At 69.9% G+C, this 23,122-nt stretch carries 18 protein-coding genes; 11 read left to right on the forward strand and 7 right to left on the reverse strand.

Annotated features, from left to right (window positions below; translation table 11 throughout):
- Window positions 1-553: 553 nt before the first annotated feature.
- Together ACFYXC_RS14450 and ACFYXC_RS14455 are read right to left on the reverse strand one after the other, a co-directional pair.
- Window positions 554-730 (reverse strand): hypothetical protein, encoded by a 177-nt coding sequence (locus tag ACFYXC_RS14450; protein WP_389551005.1) that lies wholly within the window; start codon window positions 728-730, stop codon window positions 554-556.
- Window positions 731-1,227: 497 nt separating this feature from the next.
- Complete coding sequence (locus ACFYXC_RS14455; RefSeq protein ID WP_389551007.1) at window positions 1,228-1,608, reverse strand: MerR family transcriptional regulator; 381 nt, start codon at window positions 1,606-1,608, stop codon at window positions 1,228-1,230.
- Between the two features lie 147 nt (window positions 1,609-1,755).
- On the opposite strand from ACFYXC_RS14455, the gene ACFYXC_RS14460 reads away from it, so the two are divergent.
- Window positions 1,756-2,694, forward strand: coding sequence for an alpha/beta hydrolase family protein (locus ACFYXC_RS14460; RefSeq protein ID WP_389551010.1), 939 nt, complete (start codon window positions 1,756-1,758; stop codon window positions 2,692-2,694).
- 132 nt (window positions 2,695-2,826) lie between these two features.
- On the opposite strand, the gene ACFYXC_RS14465 is transcribed toward ACFYXC_RS14460, so the two are convergent.
- Window positions 2,827-3,855 (reverse strand): LacI family DNA-binding transcriptional regulator, encoded by a 1,029-nt coding sequence (locus ACFYXC_RS14465; protein ID WP_389551012.1) that lies wholly within the window; start codon window positions 3,853-3,855, stop codon window positions 2,827-2,829.
- A gap of 381 nt (window positions 3,856-4,236) precedes the next feature.
- On the opposite strand from ACFYXC_RS14465, the gene ACFYXC_RS14470 reads away from it, so the two are divergent.
- The 4 genes from ACFYXC_RS14470 to ACFYXC_RS14485 all read left to right on the forward strand — a co-directional run bounded on the left by ACFYXC_RS14470 (window position 4,237) and on the right by ACFYXC_RS14485 (window position 9,790).
- Window positions 4,237-5,544, forward strand: a complete 1,308-nt coding sequence (locus ACFYXC_RS14470; protein WP_388907571.1) for an extracellular solute-binding protein — start codon at window positions 4,237-4,239, stop codon at window positions 5,542-5,544.
- Window positions 5,541-6,443 carry a carbohydrate ABC transporter permease gene (locus ACFYXC_RS14475; RefSeq protein WP_389551014.1) on the forward strand — a complete coding sequence of 301 codons (903 nt, stop codon included), beginning with the start codon at window positions 5,541-5,543 and terminating at the stop codon, window positions 6,441-6,443. Before ACFYXC_RS14470 ends, ACFYXC_RS14475 begins: the two co-directional genes overlap by 4 nt.
- A 1-nt stretch (window position 6,444) precedes the next feature.
- Window positions 6,445-7,341, forward strand: a complete 897-nt coding sequence (locus tag ACFYXC_RS14480; protein WP_389551017.1) for a carbohydrate ABC transporter permease — start codon at window positions 6,445-6,447, stop codon at window positions 7,339-7,341.
- 67 nt (window positions 7,342-7,408) lie between these two features.
- On the forward strand, window positions 7,409-9,790 hold the full coding sequence (locus ACFYXC_RS14485; protein ID WP_389551020.1) for a glycoside hydrolase family 3 N-terminal domain-containing protein: 2,382 nt from the start codon (window positions 7,409-7,411) through the stop codon (window positions 9,788-9,790).
- Between the two features lie 72 nt (window positions 9,791-9,862).
- Here the strand turns inward: ACFYXC_RS14485 and ACFYXC_RS14490 are convergent, their stop codons facing one another.
- Both ACFYXC_RS14490 and ACFYXC_RS14495 read right to left on the reverse strand, forming a co-directional pair.
- Window positions 9,863-11,050: a fumarylacetoacetate hydrolase family protein gene (locus ACFYXC_RS14490; RefSeq protein WP_389551023.1), complete on the reverse strand. Its 1,188-nt coding sequence runs from the start codon at window positions 11,048-11,050 to the stop codon at window positions 9,863-9,865.
- A 45-nt stretch (window positions 11,051-11,095) separates the two neighbouring features.
- Window positions 11,096-12,895: an IlvD/Edd family dehydratase gene (locus ACFYXC_RS14495; RefSeq protein WP_389551026.1), complete on the reverse strand. Its 1,800-nt coding sequence runs from the start codon at window positions 12,893-12,895 to the stop codon at window positions 11,096-11,098.
- A 120-nt stretch (window positions 12,896-13,015) separates the two neighbouring features.
- Here ACFYXC_RS14495 and ACFYXC_RS14500 point away from each other — a divergent pair, with 120 nt between their 5' ends.
- The 4 genes from ACFYXC_RS14500 to ACFYXC_RS14515 all read left to right on the forward strand — a co-directional run bounded on the left by ACFYXC_RS14500 (window position 13,016) and on the right by ACFYXC_RS14515 (window position 18,270).
- Window positions 13,016-13,759 (forward strand): FadR/GntR family transcriptional regulator, encoded by a 744-nt coding sequence (locus ACFYXC_RS14500; RefSeq protein WP_389551029.1) that lies wholly within the window; start codon window positions 13,016-13,018, stop codon window positions 13,757-13,759.
- 235 nt (window positions 13,760-13,994) lie between these two features.
- Window positions 13,995-16,214 carry an MMPL family transporter gene (locus ACFYXC_RS14505; RefSeq protein WP_389551032.1) on the forward strand — a complete coding sequence of 740 codons (2,220 nt, stop codon included), beginning with the start codon at window positions 13,995-13,997 and terminating at the stop codon, window positions 16,212-16,214.
- A gap of 113 nt (window positions 16,215-16,327) precedes the next feature.
- Window positions 16,328-17,593, forward strand: a complete 1,266-nt coding sequence (locus ACFYXC_RS14510) for a sensor histidine kinase (RefSeq protein WP_389551035.1) — start codon at window positions 16,328-16,330, stop codon at window positions 17,591-17,593.
- Window positions 17,590-18,270, forward strand: coding sequence for a response regulator (locus ACFYXC_RS14515; protein ID WP_389551038.1), 681 nt, complete (start codon window positions 17,590-17,592; stop codon window positions 18,268-18,270). The genes ACFYXC_RS14510 and ACFYXC_RS14515 overlap by 4 nt, the downstream gene beginning before the upstream one ends.
- 133 nt (window positions 18,271-18,403) lie before the next feature.
- Here the strand turns inward: ACFYXC_RS14515 and ACFYXC_RS14520 are convergent, their stop codons facing one another.
- Complete coding sequence (locus ACFYXC_RS14520; RefSeq protein WP_389551041.1) at window positions 18,404-19,303, reverse strand: aminoglycoside phosphotransferase family protein; 900 nt, start codon at window positions 19,301-19,303, stop codon at window positions 18,404-18,406.
- A gap of 631 nt (window positions 19,304-19,934) precedes the next feature.
- Between ACFYXC_RS14520 and ACFYXC_RS14525 the strand changes: the two genes are divergently transcribed.
- Window positions 19,935-20,606, forward strand: a complete 672-nt coding sequence (locus ACFYXC_RS14525) for a lytic polysaccharide monooxygenase (protein WP_389551044.1) — start codon at window positions 19,935-19,937, stop codon at window positions 20,604-20,606.
- A gap of 172 nt (window positions 20,607-20,778) precedes the next feature.
- The gene (locus ACFYXC_RS14530) at window positions 20,779-22,344 is read left to right on the forward strand and encodes a PQQ-dependent sugar dehydrogenase (protein ID WP_389551047.1); all 1,566 of its coding nucleotides are present in this window, start codon (window positions 20,779-20,781) and stop codon (window positions 22,342-22,344) included.
- Between the two features lie 136 nt (window positions 22,345-22,480).
- On the opposite strand, the gene ACFYXC_RS14535 is transcribed toward ACFYXC_RS14530, so the two are convergent.
- Entirely contained in the window at window positions 22,481-22,933 is a 453-nt protein-coding gene (locus ACFYXC_RS14535; RefSeq protein WP_389551050.1) for a hypothetical protein, read from the reverse strand.
- Between the last annotated feature and the right edge of the window lie 189 nt (window positions 22,934-23,122).

Below are 23,122 nucleotides of genomic sequence, written 5' to 3' on the forward strand. Positions count from 1 at the left end.
CCCTCCTCTTCACAGCAGCACAATGTGCTCACCGCCAGGACCGAGAGTCACGGTCCCGCAGAGCACTGAGGCCGCCACCGTCGCTGAAATGCCGGTAGGCGTGAGTCTGCCGACGTGCGTCACGTATACCGCTGGTAGCGGCCGCTTCGATTCGCTGCGCTTCGGGACTGGAATCCACCTGGCGTCGCTGCCGACGCATCAACACGGTCACGGCCGTCGCCCCGATGGACACGACTGCTGTCGCGGCCAATATCAAGTAGCCCGTCAGCACCCCGTGTTCGTCGCAGACCGATCACCACGATCTGCGCCCCGCGCCGACCGCTGACCGCTGACCGCCCTCCGACGGTAGTCAGCAGTTGCCTGCGGCTGAACCGGTCTTCCCGGCACACCACGTCGCAGAACTCTGCCGTCCCCCGGCAACCTCATCACGCTTGCTCGCCATCCTGCCTCCCGGCAGAGCCACGACGCAGGCATCGTCACCCTGTGTCAGTGCTCAGCGGCATGATGATCGCCATGAACACCGAGATCCTTGTGGACGTCTGGCAGAGGCTTCTCACTGACCCTCGGAAATCAACCCCGAGGACGTCGAGGGTGGATCGTCACCGGGCATCACAACGACGTCCTCACCCATGTCGGCCCCGCCGAGCCTCAGGATCAGTCGCAGATCAGCGTCGGCCTGTTCGGACGTTCCAAGCGTCACCGCGACGGCACCGAGCTCCACGTCGTCCACGTCGAGGACAGACGAGGCTCAGCGGACCCAGCCTGAGTACCGCGCCGCATCGCTGGTGGTCGCCGGGAGCGTACCGACTTCGTGTCCCAGGTTCCGCCGGCTTCCGTGACCAGACGGGTGCGGGCTTGTCGTGGTGGCCGAGCGCCTTCGCGACGACCGGGGCCGGACCCAGAGGACGGCTGGAAGGGCTCGCATCCGGCGTTTGTTCGGACGCCGAGCGCGGGACCCGAGTCCTGCGCGACGCACGCGCGCCGAGGCGGCCTACGACGTCCGCGACCTGCTTCCCGCAGCGCTCGACGGACTCGGCCTCACCTTCTATCCGGTCGGCGGCGAGGCCGGTCAGCCAGCCGCCGTCCGAGACCTCGCACGCCGCATGCTCGCCGGAGAGCTCACGCCTCGGGAGTTCAGCTTCCGGACACCAGCGCCACGGACATGAGCTGCCCCTGACCGCTGCTGAACAGACTTCGTTTTCCCTGAACCCACCCAGGTCAGCAGGTCTATGCCTCGGCGCCCCGCGGGCAGGGGGCGCCGGTGTGCATGTTGGATGAGGCGCCACCGATGACGGAGTCCAGCCTGTTCCGGGCGTCGACGAGGTCCGTGATACGCCGGTCCAGGTGGTCACGTTCGGCGGCCAGGCGCTGAAGGAGCTCGGGGGTGGCCTTGCCGTCGATCACGCAGGGCGTCAGCTCGGCGATGGCCTTGCTGCTCAGTCCGGCGGCGTACAGCTGGCGGATGAGGCGGATCCGGTCGACGGCGTCCTCCGCGTAGTGGCGTTGGCCGCTGCCACTGCGCTCGGCGGTGAGCAGGTCCTGTTCCTCGTAGTAGCGCAGGGCCCGGGTGGTGACCCCCGTGCGGCGCGCGAGCTCACCGATCCGCATTCCCGCCTCAGCTCCTTCGCGTGCTGTGCGTCACGCGCACTTGCCCTTCACGTCAACGTCAAGTTTTACGGTAGCTCACACGCCGGTACATCCACCCTGCCGTGGATCCGCGACAGCTCCGCCAGCCCCCGAAAGGCAGCCACACGCATGACCACGTACCCCACGACCGGTCTCTCCGGCCCTGCCCTCACTGCGACCGTGTCGGTCAAGCCGCTCGTGCTGAACGCACCGCAGCGCGGTCAGGACCTGCACGTCCGCGTCACCGCCCCCACCACCGGCACCAGCCTGCCCGTCGTGCTCTTCGCCCACGGCTTCGGCTCGAACCTGGACGGCTACGCCCCACTGGTCGATCACTGGGCATCCGGCGGCTTCATCGTCATCCAGGCCACCCACCTGGACTCCAGGCGGCTCGACCTCCCCGCCGACGATCCTCGCCGGCCCCACATGTGGCGCCACCGCGTACAGGACATGCGGCGCATCCTCGACGAGCTCACCACGCTGGAGGCGGCCGTACCGGGCCTGTCGGGCCGTATGGATCGCAGCCGCGTCGTCGCGGCCGGGCACTCCTTCGGCGGCCAGACCGCCGGCATCCTGGTGGGCCTGCGTGTCACGGACCCGCAGACCGGGGCCGCCGAGGACCTGTCCGACGCCCGGGTCATGGCCAGCATCCAGCTGGCCACCGCAGGCAAGGGCGGCGACGAACTGACCCCCTTCGCCCACGACAACCTGCCCTGGCTGCGCGATCAGGACTTCTCCCACATCACGGCGCCCGGTCTCGTCGTCGCCGGAGACAAGGACGACCTTCCGCTCTCCACCCGGGGCCCCGCCTGGACGACTGACCCCTATACGCTCAGCCGCAGCACCAACAGCCTCCTGACCGTCCGCGGCGGCGAGCACTTCCTCGGTGGCATCTCCGGCTACCGAGCGGCGGAGACCACCGACGAGAACCCCGACCGTGTCGCCCTCGTCCAGCAGGTCACCCTCGCCTACCTGCGACACATCACCGGAATCGACCACACCGACTGGAACAACGCCCAGACCGTCCTCACGGGCGACCACCCACTGGGGCGCCTCGAATCCAAGTAGCCCCGGCCGCCACCCCCCAGCCTCGCGTCCTCCCGCCTCCTGGTCGATGAACGGAACACGTCCGTTCACCGTTCACCGGCAACTCCCGGTGCGGCGCGCGTACCGTATGCGCGACCGCGGTCTCACCTGCGCTCACCCGTGCGCCGGAGTCCCTTCGCGAGGCGGCGCCGTCGAGGCACGTACCACGAGTTCGGTGGCGAGTTCGATGTGGTGGGACTCGACCTTTTCGCCGTTGGCCAGTCGGAGCGCGGTGCGCAGGGCGGCACCGCCCATCTCCCGTAGTGGCTGGCGCACGGTGGTCAGTGGCGGGGAGGCCATCTGGGCGAGGCTCGTGTCGTCGAAACCGACCACGCTCAGGTCTTCGGGGACGCGCATGCCACGAGCGCGGGCGGTCTCGATGACGCCGACGGCGATCTCGTCGTTGCCTGCGAAGATCGCCGTCGGTGCCTCGTCCAGGCCCAGTAGCGCCGAAGCACCGAACAGCCCGGTCTCGAAGGTGAATTCTCCGGGCCGGACGTAGCCGTCGGGTACCCGCACTCCCCCCGCCTCCATCGCGGCGCGGTAGCCGTGCATGCGTGCCTGGTTGCACACGGCCATGGTCGGTCCGCCGATATAGGCGATGCGGCGGTGGCCCAGCGAGAGCAGGTGCCGGGTCGCGGCCAGGCCGCCGGCGAAGTTGGTCGCCCCGACGCTGTTGACCCGGCTGTCCGGCAGATGCAGCGGGTCCAGCACGACCAACGGCAGCCCCGACCGAGCCAGTTCTTTCAGGTGCGCCGCGGTGTACACGCTGGTGACCGCGATGACGGCGCGGCGCCCGGCTGACACCAGGTCCCGGGCCCAGTGTGGGGCACTGGACGCCTTGCTGATCACCACCGAGGCCCCCGCCTCGGCTGCGGAGTCGATGATGCCTTCCAGGGTCTCGGCCACGTACGACTTGAGGCCGCCCTTGAACTGCACCTCGATGGTCGGGCTCTCGACGACCTCGGTGTGGCGGAACACGGGCGCGAGGTAGTCGTGCTGATGCAGCAGTTCCTGCACCCGGGTGCGGGTGTGCGGCGCCACGTCACCACGACCGTTGACCACCTTGGACACGGTCGCGACGGAGACCCCGGCCGCTTGGGCGATGTCCGCCAAAGTGGTGCGCCTGGCGTTCGGTCGCATCGGTTCCTCCCCAGCTGTACGTCCACCGGTGTGGTGAGCCGCCGGTCGGACCGGCAACGCGGGTGGAACCGGTCAACCGTACGGCACCCCGGCACCGGACTCATCCGAAAATGCCGCGCACTGCCCCAGCAACGCCGCGCACTGCCCTCGACGCTCGACACCCGATTTCGAAATAGTTTCGGTCCCTGTCACGACTTCTCGGAGGTCAGCGTTGCCCTGATACCACGCGGCCGTTCGCCACCCGAACAACGCCCTTGCACGCACCTTGACACGGCGTCAGCCCGAAACCTAACTTGCACGGACAGAGCTCGGAGAAGGCTGTTTCGAAAACCTTTCACCATGACCCACGGGAGCCGGTGGCTCTCGGGTGCGGAGAAGAACATGGCGCTCTCCCGACGTACTCTCCTCGGCCTGGCCGCAGGCGTGCCGGCTTCCGCGGCGCTGGCGGCCTGCGGCTCGTCCGGTCCCGGCAGCGGCAAAGGGGCCACGTACTGGTACCTGAACGGCCAGCCGCAGGAAGGCGTCCGCGCCGGCGTGGTGGACGCGTTCAACGAGGCCCACCCCAAGCAGCGGATCGACGACACCACCTTCCAGAACGACGCGTACAAGACGAAGATCAAGACCGCCATCGGGGCCGGGAAGGCGCCCACGATCATCTGGGGCTGGGGCGGCGGGACACTGCGCACCTACGCGAAGGCGGACCAGGTCGAGGACCTCACCTCGTGGTTCGGGGAGCACCCCGAGGTCAAGAAGCGGCTGCTCCCGTCCTCGTTCGCTGCGGCGACCGTCGACGGCAGGATCTACGCGATGCCGTGCGAGACAGTGCAGCCGATCATCCTCTACTACAACAGGAAGGTCTTCGACCAGGTCGGCGTGGAACCGCCGGAGTCCTGGGACGACATCATGGCGCTGGTGCGCAGGTTCAACGCGAAGGGCATAGCGCCGTTCTCCCTCGGTGGCCAGTCCCAGTGGACGAACATGATGTGGCTGGAGTTCCTGTTCGACCGCATCGGCGGCCCCGAGGTGTTCCAGGCCGTCATCGACGGCGAGAAGAACGCCTGGTCCAACCCGGACGCCATCAAGGCGCTGACCAAGGTGCAGGAGCTGGTCAGAGCCCGCGGGTTCATCAAGGGCTTCTCCTCGATCACCGCGGACTCCAACGCCGACCAGGCACTGCTGTACACCGGCAGGGCCGCGATGATGCTGCACGGCGCCTGGTCGTACGGCATCCAGCAGGTCAGGGGTGGGGACTTCGTCCCGAGCGGCGCGCTGGGCTACATGACCTTCCCGCCCGTCGAAGGCGGCAAGGGGGATCCGAGCAACACCGTCGGCAACCCCGCCCAGTACCTGTCCATCTCGTCGAGGGCCAGTGCCGAGCAGAAGAAGACCGCCAAGGACTTCTTCGCCACAGGTGTCCTCCAGGACGACGAGGTGAAGAAGTGGATCGGCAACGGGTCGGTTCCGGTCCGGCTGGGCACCGAGAAGCTGCTGGCCGCCTCCAAGAACGCCGAGTTCCTGCAGTTCACCTACAACCTCGCCACCAAGGCGAAGTCGTTCGGCCAGTCCTGGGACCAGGCGCTCAGTCCGACGGCCGCCGAGACCCTGCTGGACAACATCGTCAAGTTGTTCCAACTGACCGTCTCGCCGCAACAGTTCGCCAGCAACCTCAACGCGGTCATCGGCAAATGAGCTCACTCACCGGACATCCGCCGCGCCAGGGGCCGCGCAGCGTTCTGCCCTGGCTCGCGGTGCCGGCGCTGGTGGTCTTCGTCGGCTTCGCCGTGATTCCGCTCGTCGGTGTCTTCGTGCTGAGCTTCACCACGTGGGACGGGATCGGCGCCATCCATCCGTCGGGGCTGACCAGTTGGCGTGCAGTGCTCACCGACCCCGGACTGCCGCACGCCCTCTGGGTGACGTTTCTGGTGATGGCCGTGTCCTGGGTCGTTCAGACGCCGCTGAGTATCCTGCTCGGCACGTTCCTGGCCGGCCGTCAGCGCTACCGTGCGGTGCTGGGCGTGGTGTACTTCGTCCCGCTGATGCTCAGCTCCGCGGCGATCGCGATCGCGTACGAGGCCCTGCTCGACCCCAACTTCGGACTCGGTGCCGGGCTGAGGATCGAAACGCTCAGTCAGGACTGGCTGGGGCGGCCCGGGCTCGCGTTCGGGGTCGTCGTCTTCGTCGTCTCCTGGCAGTTCGTCCCGTTCCACTCCCTGATCTACCAAGGGGGTGTCCAGCAGATCCCGAAATCCCTGTACGAGGCCGCGCAGTTGGACGGAGCCGGACGGATCCGGCAGTTCTTCAGCATCACGCTGCCGCAGCTGAAGTACACCATCATCACCTCGTCCACGCTGATGGTGGTCGGGTCGCTGACCTTCTTCGACCTCATCTTCGTGCTGACCGAGGGCGGCCCGGGTGACGCCACCCGCGTCCTCGCACTGGACATGTACAAGCGGGGGTTCAAGGCCAGCCTGATGGGACCGGCCAGCGCCATCGCGGTCATCCTGGTCCTGGTGGGCCTGGCCCTCGCGCTGCTCCTGCGCCGGCTGGGAGGCCGGGACGCCGGCGCGAGTCAACTCGAGGGGGCCTGACGTGACCACCACGCTGACCGAGCCGCGACCACCGCAGAAGACCGTCCGCCGCACAGGGCAACGCCCCTCCCGTCCGGCGTCACGTCGGCGCAACTGGGCCGGCGGCCTGGCCGGATGGCTCTGGCTCGTCGTCGTCGCCGTACCCCTGTACTGGACCCTCATCACCAGTTTCAAGGCCCAGAACCGCTACTACGCGAGCAATCCGCTGGTGCCTTCGGGTGACCCGACTCTGGAGAACTACCGGCTGGTCATCGAGTCCGACTTCCTCCGCTACTTCGTGAACAGCGTCGTGGCCACCGCCGGCGCCGTGGTGCCGGCGGTCGTGTTCTCCTTCATGGCCGCCTACGCGATCGTCCGCGGCTGGCGCATGCCGGTTCTTCGCGCGATCAACGGGCTGTTCCTGATGGGCCTGGCCATTCCCCTGCAGGCGACGGTGATCCCGGTCTACCTGATCATCATCAAACTGCAGCTGTACGACAGCCTGCTGGCGCTGATCCTCCCGTCGATCGCCTTCGCCATCCCGCTGTCCGTGTTGGTGCTCGCCAACTTCATCCGCGACGTGCCCAAAGAGCTGTTCGACTCCATGCGGGTCGACGGCGCCACCGAATGGACGACACTGTGGCGGCTGGCGGCACCGCTCACCCGGCCGGCCATCCTCACCGTGACCATCTTCAACGCACTGACCATCTGGAACGGATTCCTGCTGCCGCTGATCCTCACCCAGAGCCCCGACCGCCGGACCCTGCCGCTCGCGCTGTGGACCTTCCAGGGCCAGTACGGGATCAATGTCCCTGCCGTGCTCGCCGCCGTCGTCCTCACCACACTGCCCGTCCTGGTCCTGTACGCGTTCGGCCGCCGCCAGCTGCTGAGCGGTCTGACCGCCGGATTCAGCCGTTGACCGACATGCTCGTCTACCTGTTCGCCCGCCGTGCCCTGGTCGAGGGGCTGACGGGTGTGGGAGGAAAGTGAACACCGACGTGGCCGTAGAGAGCACCTCCGGAATCTCCCTCTGGAACAACCCCACCGTTCCCGTCACCGTGCGAGTCGACGCGCTGATCGACGCGATGACCCTGCAGGAGAAGACCGCCCAGCTGTACGGAGTGTGGGTGGGCGCCTCCGATCAGGGCGGTGAAGTGGCTCCGTATCAGCACGACCTGGAGGAGGCCGTCGATCTCGACGCGCTCCTGCCCACTGGACTGGGCCAGCTGACCCGGCCCTTCGGCACGGTCCCGGTCGATCCCGCTCTGGGTGCGCTCTCCCTGGCCCGTACCCAGACCCGTATCGCCGCCACGAACCGGTTCGGCATCCCCGCTCTCGCACACGACGAGTGTCTGGCCGGCTTCGCGGCCTGGGGAGCGACGGCCTACCCCGTTCCGCTGTCCTGGGGCGCCACCTTCGATCCGGACACGGTACGGCGCATGGCCGCCGCCATCGGCCGCGACATGCGGGCCGTCGGCGTCCACCAGGGACTCGCGCCCGTCCTGGACGTGGTGCGCGACGCCCGCTGGGGCCGGGTGGAGGAGACCATCGGTGAGGACCCGTACCTCGTCGGCACCATCGGGACGGCATACGTGCAGGGTCTCGAGTCCGCCGGGATCGTCGCCACCCTCAAGCACTTCGCCGGCTACTCGGCCTCGCGCGCCGGCCGTAACCTCGCGCCCTCCTCCCTGGGGCCGCGGGAACGCGCCGACGTCCTGCTGCCTCCCTTCGAGATGGCGATCCGTGAAGGCGGCGCCCGGTCGGTGATGAACGCCTACACCGACACCGACGGCATGCCCTCCGCGGCCGACGAGGAGCTGCTCACCGGGCTGCTGCGCGACACATGGGGCTTCGACGGCACTGTCGTCGCCGACTACTTCGCCATCGCCTTCCTCAAGACCCTGCACGGCATCGCGGCCGACTGGTCCGACGCGGCCGGCACGGCACTGCGCGCGGGCGTCGACGTCGAACTGCCCAATGTCAAGACATACGGCGCGCCCCTGGCCGCGGCCGTCGCCGACGGCCGCGTACCGGAAGCGACGGTCGACCGCGCCCTGCGCCGGATACTCACCCAGAAGGCGATGCTCGGCCTGCTCGACCCGGACTGGAACCCCGTGCCGGCCGCGCTCGACGGGGCGGACCTGGACGATCCGGCCACCCTGCGCGGCCGGGTCGACCTGGACGGTCCGGAGAACCGCGCGCTGGCCCGCACGGTCGCCGAGAAGGCGGTCGTGCTGCTGAGCAACGACGGCACCCTGCCGCTCGGCAGGCCGCGCCGTATCGCCCTGCTCGGCCCCAACGCCGACGAACCCGTCGCCGTACTGGGCTGCTACTCCTTCCCCCAGCACATCGGCGTCCGCCACCCCGGTACCCCGCTCGGCATCGAACTGCCCACGCTGCGCGACGCTCTCGCCGCCGAGTTCCCCGACGCCGAGATCACCGTCGCCCGCGGCACCGGAATCGACGACGGAGATCTCTCCGGCATCCGCGAGGCCGTCCAGATGGCACGCGAGGCCGACGTCGCCCTGGTGGTGCTCGGCGACCGAGCCGGGCTGTTCGGGCGGGGCACCAGCGGCGAGGGATGTGACGTCGCCTCGCTGCTGCTGCCCGGCGCGCAGCAGCACCTGCTCGACGCCCTGCTCGACCTGACGACACCCGTGGTCACCGTGCTGCTGGCCGGACGACCGTACGCCCTCGGCCGGGCCGTGGCGGAGTCCGCCGCGATCGTGCAGTCCTTCTTCCCTGGTGAGGAGGGCACGCACGCCATCGCCGGGGTACTCAGCGGCCGTACGAATCCCTCCGGACGTCTCCCGGTCAGCGTGCCGTGCGGGCCGGGTTCGCAGCCGGCCACGTACCTCGGAGCGCGGCTCGCTCACGCCAGCCAGGTGTCCACCATCGATCCGACCCCGGCGTTCGCCTTCGGTCACGGCCTGTCCTACACGCGGTTCGACTGGGCGGACCTGACCGTGGACGTCCAGGAGGCCCCGACGGACGGCGAGTTCACCCTCGCCTGCACCGTCCGCAACACGGGCGGGAGGTCCGGAACCGAGGTCGTCCAGCTCTATCTGCACGATCCGGTCGCCTCCGTCGTCCAGCCGGTGCAGCGCCTCATCGGCTACGCCCGGGTCGACCTGGAGCCGGGCGAGGCCCGGCGCCTCCGTGTCACGGTCCCGGCCGACCTCGCCTCCTTCACCGGACGCGACGGCCGACGCGTCGTCGAACCGGGCGAGCTGGAGGTGCGGTTGGCCGCCTCCAGCGCGGATCCGCGTCTGACGGCCAGGGTCAGGTTGACCGGAGCCGAGCACTACGTGGATCACACGCGACGCCTGCACGCCACGGTCGGACAGGAGCCGATCGCCCCAGCATGAACCGGATGTTCGCAGCACACGCCGCGACAGCGACAGCCACAGCGCTGCTGGGTCCTCCGGGCCCTCGTGGTCTCACAGCACGCCGCGCCGGGCGAGGTTGCGCATCAGCGCTCGTACGCCGAACGTCCACGGCGCGGCCTGCTCGCTGGGGACGACGGTGTTGACCAGGGCGCCGAGTCGCGGGCTGGAGATCCGCACGATGTCGCCGTACTCGTGGGTGAAGCCCGCGCCGGGCGCCTGTCGGTCCTCGGTGGGGGCGAACAGCGTTCCGGTGAACAGCACGAAGCCGTCCGGGTATTGATGGTGCGGACCGCGCGTGGCGGCCACCAGGTCCAGTACGTCACGGCTGATCTCGCGCATGGAACTGCTGCCGTGCAGTACGTAACCGTCCGGGCCGTCGATCCGCAGGTCGACGTCGATCCCGCGTACCGTGTCGAGGTCGAAGCCCTCGTCGAGCAGGCGGACGAACGGGCCGATCGCGCACGAGGCGTTGTTGTCCTTCGCCCGGGACAGCAGCAGCGCGCTGCGTCCCTCGATGTCGCGGAGGTTGACGTCGTTGCCGAGCGTTGTGCCGCGCACCCGGCCGCGCGAGTCCACGACGAGGACGACCTCGGGCTCGGGGTTGTTCCACACCGAGGCGCCGAGCACTCCGATGTCGGCGCCGGTGCCGACCGCGGACAGCACCGGGGCCTTGGTGAACACTTCCGGGTCCGGTCCGATCCCGACCTCCAGGTACTGCGACCACAGCCCTTCGGAGACGAGCAGTTCCTTGGCCCTGTCCGCTTCCGGCGAGCCGGGACGGATGCCGTCGAGCGTGCCGCCCACCACCTTCCCGACACGCTCCCGCACCCGCGCGGCCTGCGCCGGATCGCCGCCCGTGCGCTCTTCGATGACCCGTTCCAGCAGGCTCCGGGCGAAGGTGACGCCCGCGGCCTTGATCACTTGCAGGTCGACGGGGGCGAGCAGACGCGGAACGTCGCGGCGGCCGGCCGGTGCCTCCAGCAGGGCGTCCAGGCGCCAGACTCGTCCGCCGTCGGCCTCGCGGACGACTGCCGCCGCGTCATCGCGTTCCATGAGGTCGGAGACGGTGGGGGCGACAGCTGTCAGGTCGACGACCTGCTCGCCGCGGACCGCGGCCACGCACGGTCCGTCCGCTTCCGGGTCGTGGACGCGCGCGACGAGAGCGGCCCGGTCGGCGTCCTGCGGCAGGACGGAGCCGGCGGTGAGGGCCGGACGGGGGCGCGCTGCTGCCGATTCCACGATCGTGGCTCTCCTGCATCAGAGGGGTACGTCGCCGGGGCGCACTCAGTGCGAGTCGCGGGGGACCTCGTGTCCCCTGCTTCCGCGCAGGAAACCGAAGTCGGCGCCCTGGTCGGCCTGTTGCACGTGCTGGGCGTAGAGCCAGGCGTAGCCGCTGGTGTGCCGCTCAGCGGGTGCCCGCCATGCCTGCCGGCGCCGCGTGAGCTCGGCGTCGTCCACGTCCAGGCGCAGGGTGCGGTTCGGGACGTCGAGGACGACGGGGTCCCCGTCGCGCACCAGGGCGAGAGGTCCGCCGACGGCTGCCTCGGGCGCCACGTGCAGGACGACCGTGCCGTATCCGGTGCCGCTCATCCGGCCGTCGCAGACGCGCACCATGTCCTTGACGCCGGCCTTCAGCAGCTTGGCGGGCAGCGGGACGTTGGAGACCTCGGGCATGCCGGGGTAGCCCTTGGGCCCGGCGTTGCGGATGACGATGACGGTGTTCTCGTCGATGTCGAGTTCCGGGTCGTCGGCCACCTCGTGATATGCCTCGGGCGAGTCGAAGACGCGCGCGGGGCCGCGGTGGGTGAGCAGGTGCGGTGACGCGGCGGACTGCTTGATCACAGCGCCGTCGGGGCACAGGTTGCCGCGGAGGACGGCGATACCGGTGCCGGCCGGCTGGAAGGGGGCGGCGAGGCCGGTGATGACGTCGGAGCCGACGCGTTCGGCGTCCCCGGTCCTCCCGGCGTTCCCGGTGATCCCCGTGTTCCCGATGTTCCGCGTGTTCTCGGCGGTCCCGTTGTTCTCGGCGACGGTGCGTCCGTTGACCGTGATCTGTTCGCCGTGCAGCAGTTTGCCGCTGAGCAGTTCGGCCATGACGGCGGGCAGGCCGCCCGCGTAGCAGAAGTCCTCCATGAGGTATCTGCCGCTGGGCATGAGGTTGACCAGGGTCGGCACCGCGCGGACCAGGTCGTCGAAGTCCTGCAGGCCCAACTCGACGCCGACGCGTCCGGCGATGGCGATGAGATGGATGACGGCGTTCGTGGAACCGCCGATGGCCGCGTTGACCCGGATGGCGTTCTCGAACGCCTCCCGGGTCAGGATGTGCGAGGGGCGCAGCTCCTCCTCCACCATCCGTACGATGCGCTGCCCCGCCGCCTGCGCGGTCTCCATCCGCCGGGAGTCGACCGCGGGCCAGGCCGCCGAGCCCGGCAGCTGCATACCGAGCGCCTCGGCCATGCAGGCCATGGTCGAGGCGGTCCCCATCGTCATGCAGTGCCCCTCGGAGCGGGCCATGCACCCTTCCGCGAAGAAGCACTCCTCCTCGGTCATCCGGCCGGTCTTCAGGTCCTCCTCGAACTTCCACACGTGGGTGCCTGATCCCACGTCCTGGCCGCGGTACTTGCCGTTGAGCATCGGTCCGCCGGTGACCATGACGGCGGGCAGGTCGACGCTGGCGGCGCCCATGAGCATGGCGGGGGTCGTCTTGTCGCAGCCGGACAGCAGCACGACGCCGTCGAGCGGATTGGCCCGGATGAGCTCCTCGACCTCCATGGCCATGAGGTTGCGGTACAGCATGGCGGTGGGGCGCATCAGGGTCTCGCCGGTCGCCATCGTGGGGAACGCGAGCGGCAGGCCGCCCGCCTGCCACACGCCGCGCTTGACGGCTTCGGCGACGCGTGTCAGATGGGCGTTGCACGGGGCGAGTTCGGAGGCACTGGTGGCGATGCCGATGACGGGACGCCCGTCGAACACCTCGTGCCCGAGTCCCTGGTTGCGCATCCAGGAGCGGTACACCATCCCGCTGCGGCCCTGTGCGCCGAACCACGCCTGGCTGCGACGGCTCGTCTGCTGATCGTCGGTCATGTGGGCACTCCCGTTGCTCTGGCGTCGTCCGCTTTCGCGATGGGGCGTCGTCGGGTGAGGACCCGCGGGCCGTAGCCCGCAGGCCGTACCCTGTGACTCAATCATTAAATGATTCGATGAATGGCGTCCAGGGGGCGGGCAGAGATCGTGGCGCACTTTCTGACCATGCACCAGCGCGTGGTCGACGAGCTCGGGCGGCGCATCGTGGGTGGCGCGTGGGAGCCGGGTGATCCGCTGCCGGTCGAGGACGCCCTCGCGGCCGAGACCGGCGTCAGCCGGGGGGTGGTGCGGGAGGCGGTCAAGGCACTGGTGGCCAAGGGAATGCTGCGTGTACGCCCGCGCACCGGCACACGCGTGCTGCCCCCGGAGCACTGGAACCACCTGGACCGTGACGTGCTGCGCTGGAAGCAGGCCGGGGACGCCGCGGCTCTGCTGCGCGACACGGGTGAACTGCGCCGGATCGTCGAGCCCGAGGCGGCCCGGCTCGCCGCCGACCGGGCCGGCCCCGACGACGTACGAGTCCTGTACGACTGTCTGGCGGCCATGGAAGCCGCGGCGGCGAAACCAGGCCGCAGCGGTTACGTCGAGGCCGACATCGCCTTCCACCGGGCTCTGCTCGACGCCAGCGGCAACCGCCTCCTCGGCTCACTGGGCCGCGCCGTCGACATCGCGCTGGAACACAGCTTCCTCGTCAGCACCCGCACCCCCGGGGCGGTGGAAGCCTCGCTGCCGGGTCACCGCGCCGTCGTGCAGGCCATCGAGGCCCGCGACCCCGCGGCCGCGGCGGCCGCCGTACTGGCCATCGTCGAAGCCGCCGAACAAGAGATCGCCCGGTCCCCCGGACTGCCGAGCGACGCCGTATGACGTGTCCGGGCCGCGCCCACGCAGAGCCACGGACACGGATACGGAACCGGTCGACGCCGGCGAGGGCATGCGTCGCCGTCCCCTGAGCGGGTTTGCCGTACAGGTTTCGGAGTCGCTCGGTGGGTCTCTACTACATTCTCAGTAGCAGCAACTGTCAGCAGGCGTACGACGACAGGCGGCCCGTATCCGGAGAGGCTGGGCGGACGACCAGCACCAGATGGGGAGACCTCCTGCCGTGGCCATATTTCTTCACCGAGTAGGCCGTCTGGCCTTTCGGCAACGTTGGTACGTCGCTCTGATCTGGGCAGCCGTGCTCGCTCTCGCCGGACTCGGCGCGCTCAAGGCTCCGGAGGCGTCCGACAAGGGGTTCTCCATGCCGGGCATCGAGTCCCAGAAGGCGTTCGACCTGATGGAAGAACGTTTTCCCGGAACCGTCGCCGATGGTGCGACCGCCCGGATCGTGTTCGTCGCGCCGCGTGGGGAGCGGATCACCGCGCCTGGGAACAGGCGGGCCGTCGAGAGAGCCGTGGCCTCCCTGGCCGACGGCGCCCAGGTCGCGAGCGCAGCCGACCCGTTCCGGGCCAAGAGGCTCAGCGAGGACGGTCGGACGGCGTATACGACCGTCACCTACGAGGTCGGAGCGAAGGAGCTCACCGACGCCGGCAAGAGCCAACTGGAGGAGGCCGTCCGCAGCGCTCAGGATGCCGGGCTGACCGTCGAGGCGGGCGGAAGTGCCCTGGACGCGGGCGGCGGGCCGGGCGGTGCGACCGAGCTGATCGGTGTCGCCGTGGCTGCCGTCGTCCTGCTGGTCACCTTCGGTTCGCTGGCCGCGGCCGGGCTGCCGCTGCTGACCGCCCTGATCGGTGTCGGGGTCAGCATGGCCGTCATCCTGGCACTGGCCCACGCGCTGGACCTGTCCGCGACGACGAGCATCCTGGCGATGATGCTGGGCCTCGCGGTCGGCATCGACTACGCCCTGTTCGTCGTCTCCCGCTATCGCGAGGAGCGCGCCCGCGGCCATGCGCCGCGAGAGGCTGTCGGGCTCGCGGCCGGCACGGCAGGTTCCGCGGTGGTGTTCGCCGGCCTCACCGTGGTCATCGCGCTGGCCGGGCTGGCGGTGGTGGGCATCCCGATGCTCACCAAGATGGGCTTGGCCGCGGCGGGAGCGGTCACCGTCGCCGTACTGATCGCCCTCACCCTGGTCCCGGCTCTTCTCGGCTTCTGGCCGGACGCCGTCCTGACACGGCGGGCCCGCAAGAGCGGACGGATGGAGGAGCAGAGCGCCCGGGACAACTGGGGCACCCGCTGGGCGCGGTTCGTGCTGCGGCGTCCGCTGCCCGTGCTGCTGGTGGGTGTGGCGGGGCTGGGGGCTCTCGCGCTGCCGGCCGTGGACCTGCGACTCGGCAACCCCGGGGACGAGGCCAAGCCGACCACCAGTACCGAGCGTCGTGCCTACGATGCGCTGGCCGAGGCGTTCGGGCCGGGCTTCAACGGGCCTCTGACCATCGTCGTGGACGCCCGGGGCAACACCGGCGCGAAGGCCGCCGTCGCGTCCGTCACACAGCAGATCGGCGGCACCGAGGGGGTCGTCTCCGTCTCCTCGGCCCGCTTCAACACGTCAGAGGACACGGCTGTCTTCCAGGCCGTGCCGGCCACGGCACCGACCGACGAGAAGACCAAGAACCTGGTCACGTCCATCAGGAACGACCGATCAGCGATCGAGTCCCGGACCGGCGTGACGTTCGCTGTCACCGGCACCACCGCCGTCGACATCGACATCGCCGAGAAAGTACGGTCCGCGCTGGTCCCCTACCTGATCGTCGTCGTGGGCCTCGCGATCGTGCTGCTGCTACTGGTCTTCCGGTCCCTGCTCGTCCCGCTGAAAGCGGCCCTCGGATACCTGTTGTCGGTGCTGGCCTCCCTGGGCGTGGTCGTCCTGGTCTTCCAGCAGGGCCACGGCGCCGCACTCCTGGGAGCTGAGCACACCGGCCCCATCATGAGCCTGATGCCGATCTTCCTGGTGGGCATCGTCTTCGGCCTGGCCATGGACTACGAGGTCTTCCTCGTCTCCCGGATGCGCGAGGCGTACGTCCACGGTGAATCGCCCCACGAGGCCGTCACCAGTGGGTTCCGGCACAGCGCACGGGTCGTCGTGGCCGCCGCCCTCATCATGATCGCGGTCTTCGCCGGATTCATCGCCGAGAGCGACTCCATGATCAAGATGATCGGGTTCGGGCTGGCCTCGGCGATCCTGTTCGACGCCTTCGTCGTACGCATGGCGATCGTGCCCGCCGTTCTCGCCCTGCTCGGCGACAAGGCATGGTGGCTGCCGGGCCGGCTCGACCGGTTGCTGCCCCGCGTCGACGTGGAGGGTGACGCCCTCAGCCGTCTGCCCACCACGGCAGACGTGCAGCCGGTCGGGACGACGACCGGCCGGGAAGTGTCCCGCACCTGACACCACCGCTTCTTCTCTGCCGGGGCCCGCACGTGTTGGATGACACGGGCGGGCCCCGGCAGCCGTCCGCTGGGCGGACAGCGACGTGTTCCAGCACCGACCGGAGAACCTGTATGAGTACCAGTCCAGAGCGTTACACCGACCGTTTCGAGCGATACGCCGACCGTCATCCTCGCGTCGTCGACGCGGTCCTCGTCCTGGTGCTGATGGCCTGCGCGATCGTGGGCAGTGGTCTGACCAGGCCCGGCGCTGCCCCACCGCGGCGGGACACGACCGTCCTGCTCGTCATGGGCACCTCGTGTCTCGCTCTGTTCAGACATCGAAGCCATCCGCGGACCGTCACCGTCGTGAACGTGGTGTGCATCGTGGTCGTCACCGCGCTGGAGTACGTACTGACTCCCTTGCTGCTGGCCCCGGTCATGGCGGCGATGTACTGGCTGACCACGCACACCGGCCTCAGGACCGCACGCCTCTACAGTGTCACCGCGGCGGCGGCTCTGATGGCCACGTCAGCGATCTTCGACCCCACGTACGCCTCCTCCCCCGTACCCCGGTCCATCGGTTACTGCTTCTGGCTGCTGCTGCCGCTCGCCGCCGGCAGCATGACGAGACTGCGGCGCGCCTACGTGGCGTCGGTGCAGGCCCGCGCCGAACATGCCGAGCGGACCCGGGACGAGGAGGCACGGCTGCGGGTCACCGAGGAACGCATGCGCATCGCCCGCGAGCTGCACGACGTCGTGGCGCACCACCTGGCCCTCGCCAACGCCCAGGCAGGCACGGCCGCCCACTTCGCACTCACCAATCCGCAGCAGACGAAGAAGATCCTCACCAGCCTGACCGACACCACGTCCTCCGCACTGCGCGAGCTCAAGGCCACGCTGGGACTGCTGCGCTACAACAGCGCCCCGGCCTCCGCACCGCTGGATCCCTCTCCTGGCCTCGCCCGGCTGCCCGAGCTGGTCTCGACGTGTGCGTCCGCCGGCCTCACCGTCACGGTCACCACGACGGGCGAGCCCCGTCCGCTCACCTCCGGCGTCGACCTGATCGCGTTCCGGATCGTGCAGGAAGCTCTCACCAACGCCACCAAGCACGCCGCCGCGGACTCCGCACACGTACATCTCGCGTACCAGGAACCCCGCTTGCTGATCACGGTCACCAACGACGAGCCGTCCGGCACCGCCGAGGTCGCCGCGGCCGCGCCGGGCCAGGGTTTCGGCATCATGGGCATGCGCGAACGCGCCCACACCGTCGGCGGCGACTTCCACGCGGGACCCCGCCCAGGAGGCGGCTTCGAGGTCGCGACCAGCCTGCCGCTGTCGCCCACCACACCGGAAACGTCCTCGGAAGCCGCAGCCGACTCCACAGGAGAAAAGGCATGACCATCAGGGTGTTGCTCGCCGACGACCAGACCTTGCTACGGGCGACCTTCCGGATGCTGGTCGACTCCTGTGAGGACATGACCGTGGTCGGTGAAGCCTCCGACGGCGCGGAGGCGGTCGCCCTGACCCGCGCCCACCACCCCGACATCGTCCTCATGGACATCCGGATGCCGGGGGTGGACGGCCTCGCCGCCACGTCCGCCATCTGCGCCGACCCGGACCTGTCCGCCACCCGCATCCTCATCCTGACCACCTTCGAGACCGAGGACTACGTCGCCAGGGCTCTGCACGCCGGTGCCAGCGGCTTCCTCGGCAAGGACGTCACCACCGACACCCTGTTGGACGGCCTGCGTACGGTGGCCTCCGGCGAGGCCCTGCTGTCCCCCACCGCGACCCGCACCCTCATCGCGAACTTCCTCATGACACCCGCCCCCGACACGCAGCTCGCTTCCGCGGGTCAGCTGTCGGAACTCACCGCTCGCGAACGCGAAACGATGGCCATGGCCGCCGAGGGAAAGTCCAACATCGAGATCGCCGAGACACTCACGCTCAGCCCGCTGACCGTGCGCACCCACATCTACCGCGCGATGGCGAAACTGGGCGCCCGCGACCGCGCCCAACTGGTCGTCATCGCCTACCAGTCGGGCCTGGTGCAGGTGCCGCCGCTCACGCCCTGACCGCGTACATGCGCCTCTACACCTGCGCCTGACCTGCACCTGCGCCCGCGAAGGCGGCCATCGGCGGAAGCGGTCACCGAGCAAGCGGCCGGCCTCGGCGTCCGGCGCCGCGGTGACGTACGGGGACGGCCGGTCAGCCGATCAGAGCCTCGGTGATCTGGCGGGTGGTCTGCGCGGCGACGCGGGGATCGACGGCCGCGTAGGAGGTGTAGGCGTTCAGGCCGGTGGCCAGCGCCCAGCCGCGGCCCCGGGTCCAGGTGGCGTCGTCGACGCCGAGGGTGGCGCGGAAGGCGGCCCGGCTGCCGGCGGACATCAGGGTGTAGGCGATGATCAGGTCACAGGCCGGGTCGCCGATGCCGAGCCCGCCGAAGTCGATGACCGCGCTGACGCGGCCGGCGACGGTCAGCAGGTTGCCGGTATGGAAGTCGCCGTGGAACCAGACCGGCGGGCCGTCCCATCCGGGGGCGCTCAGCGCCGCCTCCCACAGCTCGGTCAGGGCGGCGGCGTCGAACGCGCCGTCGACCTCCGCGATGGCGGCCCGTGTCGCGCGGTCCCGGTCGCCCAGCGGCCGACCGGTGAGGTCTTCGCGGGTGTCCTCGACCAGGGAGTCATCGGGAACGAATGTCTGAAGTGCGGTGAGGAACTCCGCCAGTTGGGCGGCAGCCCGGGACGAGTCGGACAGGGCCTCGGCGGTCGCCACCTCGCCGTCCAGCCAACGGGTCACCGCCCACGGCCACGGATACGCGAAGTCGGGCTCCCCCACCTCCACCGGTACCGGGATGGCCAACGGCAGGTGCGGGGCGAGCCTGGGGAGCCACTCGGACTCCTTTCTGGCCTGTCCGACGGCCCCCTCGTGGCGGGGCAGCCGGACGGCCAGATCCTCGCCCAGCCGGTAGATCACATGGTCGGAGCCGACCGGGTCGAGCAGTTCCAGAGGCAGTTCGGCCCACCGCGGGAACTGCGTGTCGACCAGGCGTCTGGCCAGTGCGGCATCGATCGCGGGGCGGGGGTCCGTGGCTCTCCCGGCTGTCAAGAGCACCTCCTGCGGTGGGCCCGCTCCGTGCGGCGGGCGGTCCGAGCCATCACAGTGCCGCGTGGACTCCTCTGTCGATCGGTTTTCCCGACCGGGTCCCGGATGTCCCGTGGGTGCTCGGATGTCCCGTCGGTGCCGAGTGGCAGCCGCAGCGCCACCGGAATCCGGACGCGAGGGTTTCGGCCGTCGCGCGCCCCGCTGTCGCCGATCGGGACCGACTCAGTGCCGAGAAACCCGCTGCCGCCGATGATCAAGGCTGTCCCGAAAGGACCGTTCGGGATCCGGCGCCGCTCCGAACTGCCCATTGTGCAGCCGGGCCGGACGGTGCCCGCGGTCCGGCGCCGCCCTTGCCGTGCTGCCGGCCGTGAGGGGCCCCGTAGCGCGTGCGGTGGTTCTCGTGCGGGGAGCGGGCCGACAGTGACCGGAGAATCCACGCAAACAGGTCACGAGCGTCACCCCGCCGTGACCACAGGGACGGTCGACCGCGCCACACGGATACCAATGTGGCGCAAACAAACGTTGCCGCTCGGTTTCGGGACGCGCAGCCTGGAGTCGCGGGAGCGCTCCCATTCCATCGACCCCCGCCCCGCGCCTGGAACAGGACATTCCCCCCACCGAGGAGAAGAACAGTATGCGTTGTCATGTACATGTCTCACGCATGCGGAGTCGACTGGCGCTCGTTCTCACCGCCTTCGTCGCCGCGCTGCTCAGCGTGATTCCCTGGAGCGGTACGGCCGTCGCCCACGGCTCGGTCATCGATCCGGCCTCACGCAACTACGGCTGCTGGCTCCGCTGGGGCAGCGACTTCCAGAACCCCGCCATGGCCCAGCAGGACCCCATGTGCTGGCAGGCATGGCAGGCCGACCCCAACGGCATGTGGAACTGGAACGGCCTGTACCGCAACGGCTCCGGCGGCAACTTCCAGGCCGCTGTCCCGAACGGTCAGCTGTGCAGCGGCGGCCGGACCGAGGGCGGCCGCTACAACTCGCTGGACGCCGTGGGCCCGTGGAAGACCACGGACATCGGTGCCACCTTCGACGTCAAGCTGTACGACCAGGCCAGCCACGGCGCCGACTACTTCCTGGTCTACGTCACCCGACAGGGCTTCGACCCCACCACGCAGCCCCTGACCTGGAACGACCTCCAGCTGGTGGCACGCACCGGCCGGTACGCGCCCAGCCAGAACTACACGATCCCCGTGAGCACGTCCGGCTACAGCGGTCGCCATGTCGTCTACACGATCTGGCAGGCATCGCACATGGACCAGACCTACTTCCTGTGCAGTGACGTGAACTTCCGCTGACCTGACGGGTCGTCGGACCGTCCCGCCGGACACGGCACGCCGTCCGGCGGGACCGCGTACGCCGGTGCCCACGGGCCGGTCGCGTCGGTCGCGTCGGCCGTGGCCCGGCCGCGCACCCGCCACGCCGCACCAGCACCACCGCCGCGCAAGCGACCTCGTCCCTGGAGCCGACATGCCCCGACGCCGCTGGACCGGGCCAGTTCTGCTGGCCCTCCTGCTGACCGCCCTGACCGCTCTGCCCGCCACCGCGGTCCCCGACCTCGGAGCGGGTCCCCCCACCTCGACGCACGCCCCCGCGCACCGGGCGAAAGCGCGGGAGGCCGCACCGGCCGTACCCCTGCCCTCGCTCAGCGCCACCACGACCCAGGTCGCCTCCGGACTGCGCAGGCCCACCGCGCTCGTCGCGCCGGAGGACGGCTCGGGCCGGCTGTTCATCACCGAGAAGTCCGGCACCGTCCGCGTCTACCACCCGGACACCGGCCTGGAGCGCACGCCGCTGCTGGACATCACCGCGTCCGTCGACGAATCGGGCAACGAACGCGGGCTGCTCGGCATCGCCCTCGCACCCGACTTCGCCGACAGCCAGGAGATGTATCTGGCGTACACGGCGCTGCCCGCCGGGGCCGTCACGCTCGCCCGCTACCGCCTCGCCGACAAACGCCTCGAAGTCCTGCTCGCCCAGGAGCACGACGAGTTCAGCAACCACAACGGCGGCCAGCTCGCGTTCGGTCCCGACGGCAACCTGTACTGGAGCATCGGCGACGGCGGTGGCTCCGCGGACCCCCTGCGCGCCGGGCAGCGGCTGGACACCCTGCTGGGCAAGATCCTGCGGATCGACGTCAGCCACGCCTGCGGACCTCTCCCCTACTGCGTCCCCGACGACAACCCCTTCCTGAACACCCCCGGCGCCCGTGCCGAGATCTGGCTCTACGGCCTGCGCAACCCGTGGCGGTTCTCCTTCGACAACGCCGACGGCTCGCTGTGGATCGGCGACGTCGGCCAGGGCCGGTGGGAGGAGGTCGACCACCTCGCACCCGGCCGAGGGGGCGCGAACCTCGGCTGGTCCTGCTACGAGGGACTGGAGAGGTTCGCCGGCGGCACCTGTCCGCCCGGTGAGGAGTACACCGAGCCGGTCTTCACCTACTCCCCCTACACCGGCGGCTGTTCGGTCATCGGCGGTCATGTCTACCGCGGCCGGGAGTACGCCGACCTGGTGGGCGGCACGTACATCGCCACCGACTACTGCTCCTCCACCGTATGGGCGCTGCGCCCCGACGGCACGGGCGGCTACGAACAGGCCGAGATCGGTGAGATGCCCACCCAGGTGACATCGATCGGAACCTCGGCGGAAGGCGAGTTCTACGTGGTCAACGACCTACCGGGCGGCCTGCACCGGGTGTCGTTCGCGCACGAGGAGCCCACCTGCCGGGTGGAGCGGACCGTACGCTCCTGGAGCACCGGCACGACGGTCGACCTCACCCTGACCAACACGGGCGACGCCCCTGTCAACGGCTGGACGCTCGCGTTCCCGCTGGCCCTCGGGCAGACCGTCGTCTCCGACTGGAACACCGACCTGGTCCAGGGCAGCAACACGATCGCGGCGGCCGACGCCGGGCACAACGCCACGATCGCGGCGGGCGCGAGCGTCACCCTCGGCTATCTCGCCGAGCACACCGGCGACTCCTCGCCACCGCCACGGTTCACCCTCAACGGGGACGCCTGCGCCGTCACCCGCTGAGCGGCTGTCCGCACGACGGGGGCGCCCCGTAGGCCGGGAGCCTCCGAAGGTGGGAGCGCTCCCGGCTTGGGAGCGCTCCCGATCGCCGGGGATGCCGATCCACGGCTCGACGTCGTATCCGGGACCGTTACCGGCCTCAACCGGGCAGGTGGAGCGAGGTTCGTGTTTTTTCGACCTCGATGTCGTCGATGAAGGCGCCTGCCGCCGATGCCCCGCCGAGTAGCGCGGTGGCGAGCGCCGCAGCGAGGACGAAGGCCCAGCGGGGGCGCCGGAGCCCTCTGTTCGGTGTCGTGCGCACGGTCTCGGCGGGCCGTCCGCAGGCGATGGTCACGCGTGCGTCCAGCCACTCCTCGGCCTCGTCCGCCCGCACCCCACAGGCCGCCACGAACGCGGCGACCAGTTCCGCACGGGGCAGTCGGTCCCTGCCGAGCATGGTCGCCGCCGTGGAGTAGGGCAGGACATGGCCCGCTTCTGCCGCGCGGCGTTCCAGTTGGCGGTAGCTGAGGCCCGACCACGTCTTGAGGTGTCGGAGCGCCGCCACGAAGGCGACCGCGTCGGTGTCCGGCGGTGTGGGCGGTGCGGTGGTCATCGTGGTCCCCCTGTTGACCTGGACGTACACGGGCTCGCACAAGCTCGAACACCATCATGCCTTGAGGAACGGCGGGAGCGGTGGTCAACCTCGGTGCGGATTCCCGACGTTGGAGGTCATGTGGGTACGACCAGGTTTCGCCATCACGATCGGCATCGCCGTCACCGCCGCCGCCGTACGGCCGTCGCC

This window comes from Streptomyces sp. NPDC002701 (genome assembly GCF_042889045.1).
Classification (GTDB): domain Bacteria; phylum Actinomycetota; class Actinomycetes; order Streptomycetales; family Streptomycetaceae; genus Streptomyces.

Coding starts and splice junctions, on each gene's coding strand:
- ACFYXC_RS14510 (WP_389551035.1), top strand. CDS start 16,328: ATGAGTACCAGTCCAGAGCGTTACACCGACCGTTTCGAGCGATACGCC.
- ACFYXC_RS14465 (WP_389551012.1), bottom strand. CDS start 3,855: ATGCGACCGAACGCCAGGCGCACCACTTTGGCGGACATCGCCCAAGCG.
- ACFYXC_RS14495 (WP_389551026.1), bottom strand. CDS start 12,895: ATGACCGACGATCAGCAGACGAGCCGTCGCAGCCAGGCGTGGTTCGGC.
- ACFYXC_RS14455 (WP_389551007.1), bottom strand. CDS start 1,608: ATGCGGATCGGTGAGCTCGCGCGCCGCACGGGGGTCACCACCCGGGCC.
- ACFYXC_RS14515 (WP_389551038.1), top strand. CDS start 17,590: ATGACCATCAGGGTGTTGCTCGCCGACGACCAGACCTTGCTACGGGCG.
- ACFYXC_RS14460 (WP_389551010.1), top strand. CDS start 1,756: ATGACCACGTACCCCACGACCGGTCTCTCCGGCCCTGCCCTCACTGCG.
- ACFYXC_RS14530 (WP_389551047.1), top strand. CDS start 20,779: ATGCCCCGACGCCGCTGGACCGGGCCAGTTCTGCTGGCCCTCCTGCTG.
- ACFYXC_RS14475 (WP_389551014.1), top strand. CDS start 5,541: ATGAGCTCACTCACCGGACATCCGCCGCGCCAGGGGCCGCGCAGCGTT.
- ACFYXC_RS14470 (WP_388907571.1), top strand. CDS start 4,237: ATGGCGCTCTCCCGACGTACTCTCCTCGGCCTGGCCGCAGGCGTGCCG.
- ACFYXC_RS14500 (WP_389551029.1), top strand. CDS start 13,016: ATGGCGTCCAGGGGGCGGGCAGAGATCGTGGCGCACTTTCTGACCATG.
- ACFYXC_RS14525 (WP_389551044.1), top strand. CDS start 19,935: ATGCGTTGTCATGTACATGTCTCACGCATGCGGAGTCGACTGGCGCTC.
- ACFYXC_RS14535 (WP_389551050.1), bottom strand. CDS start 22,933: ATGACCACCGCACCGCCCACACCGCCGGACACCGACGCGGTCGCCTTC.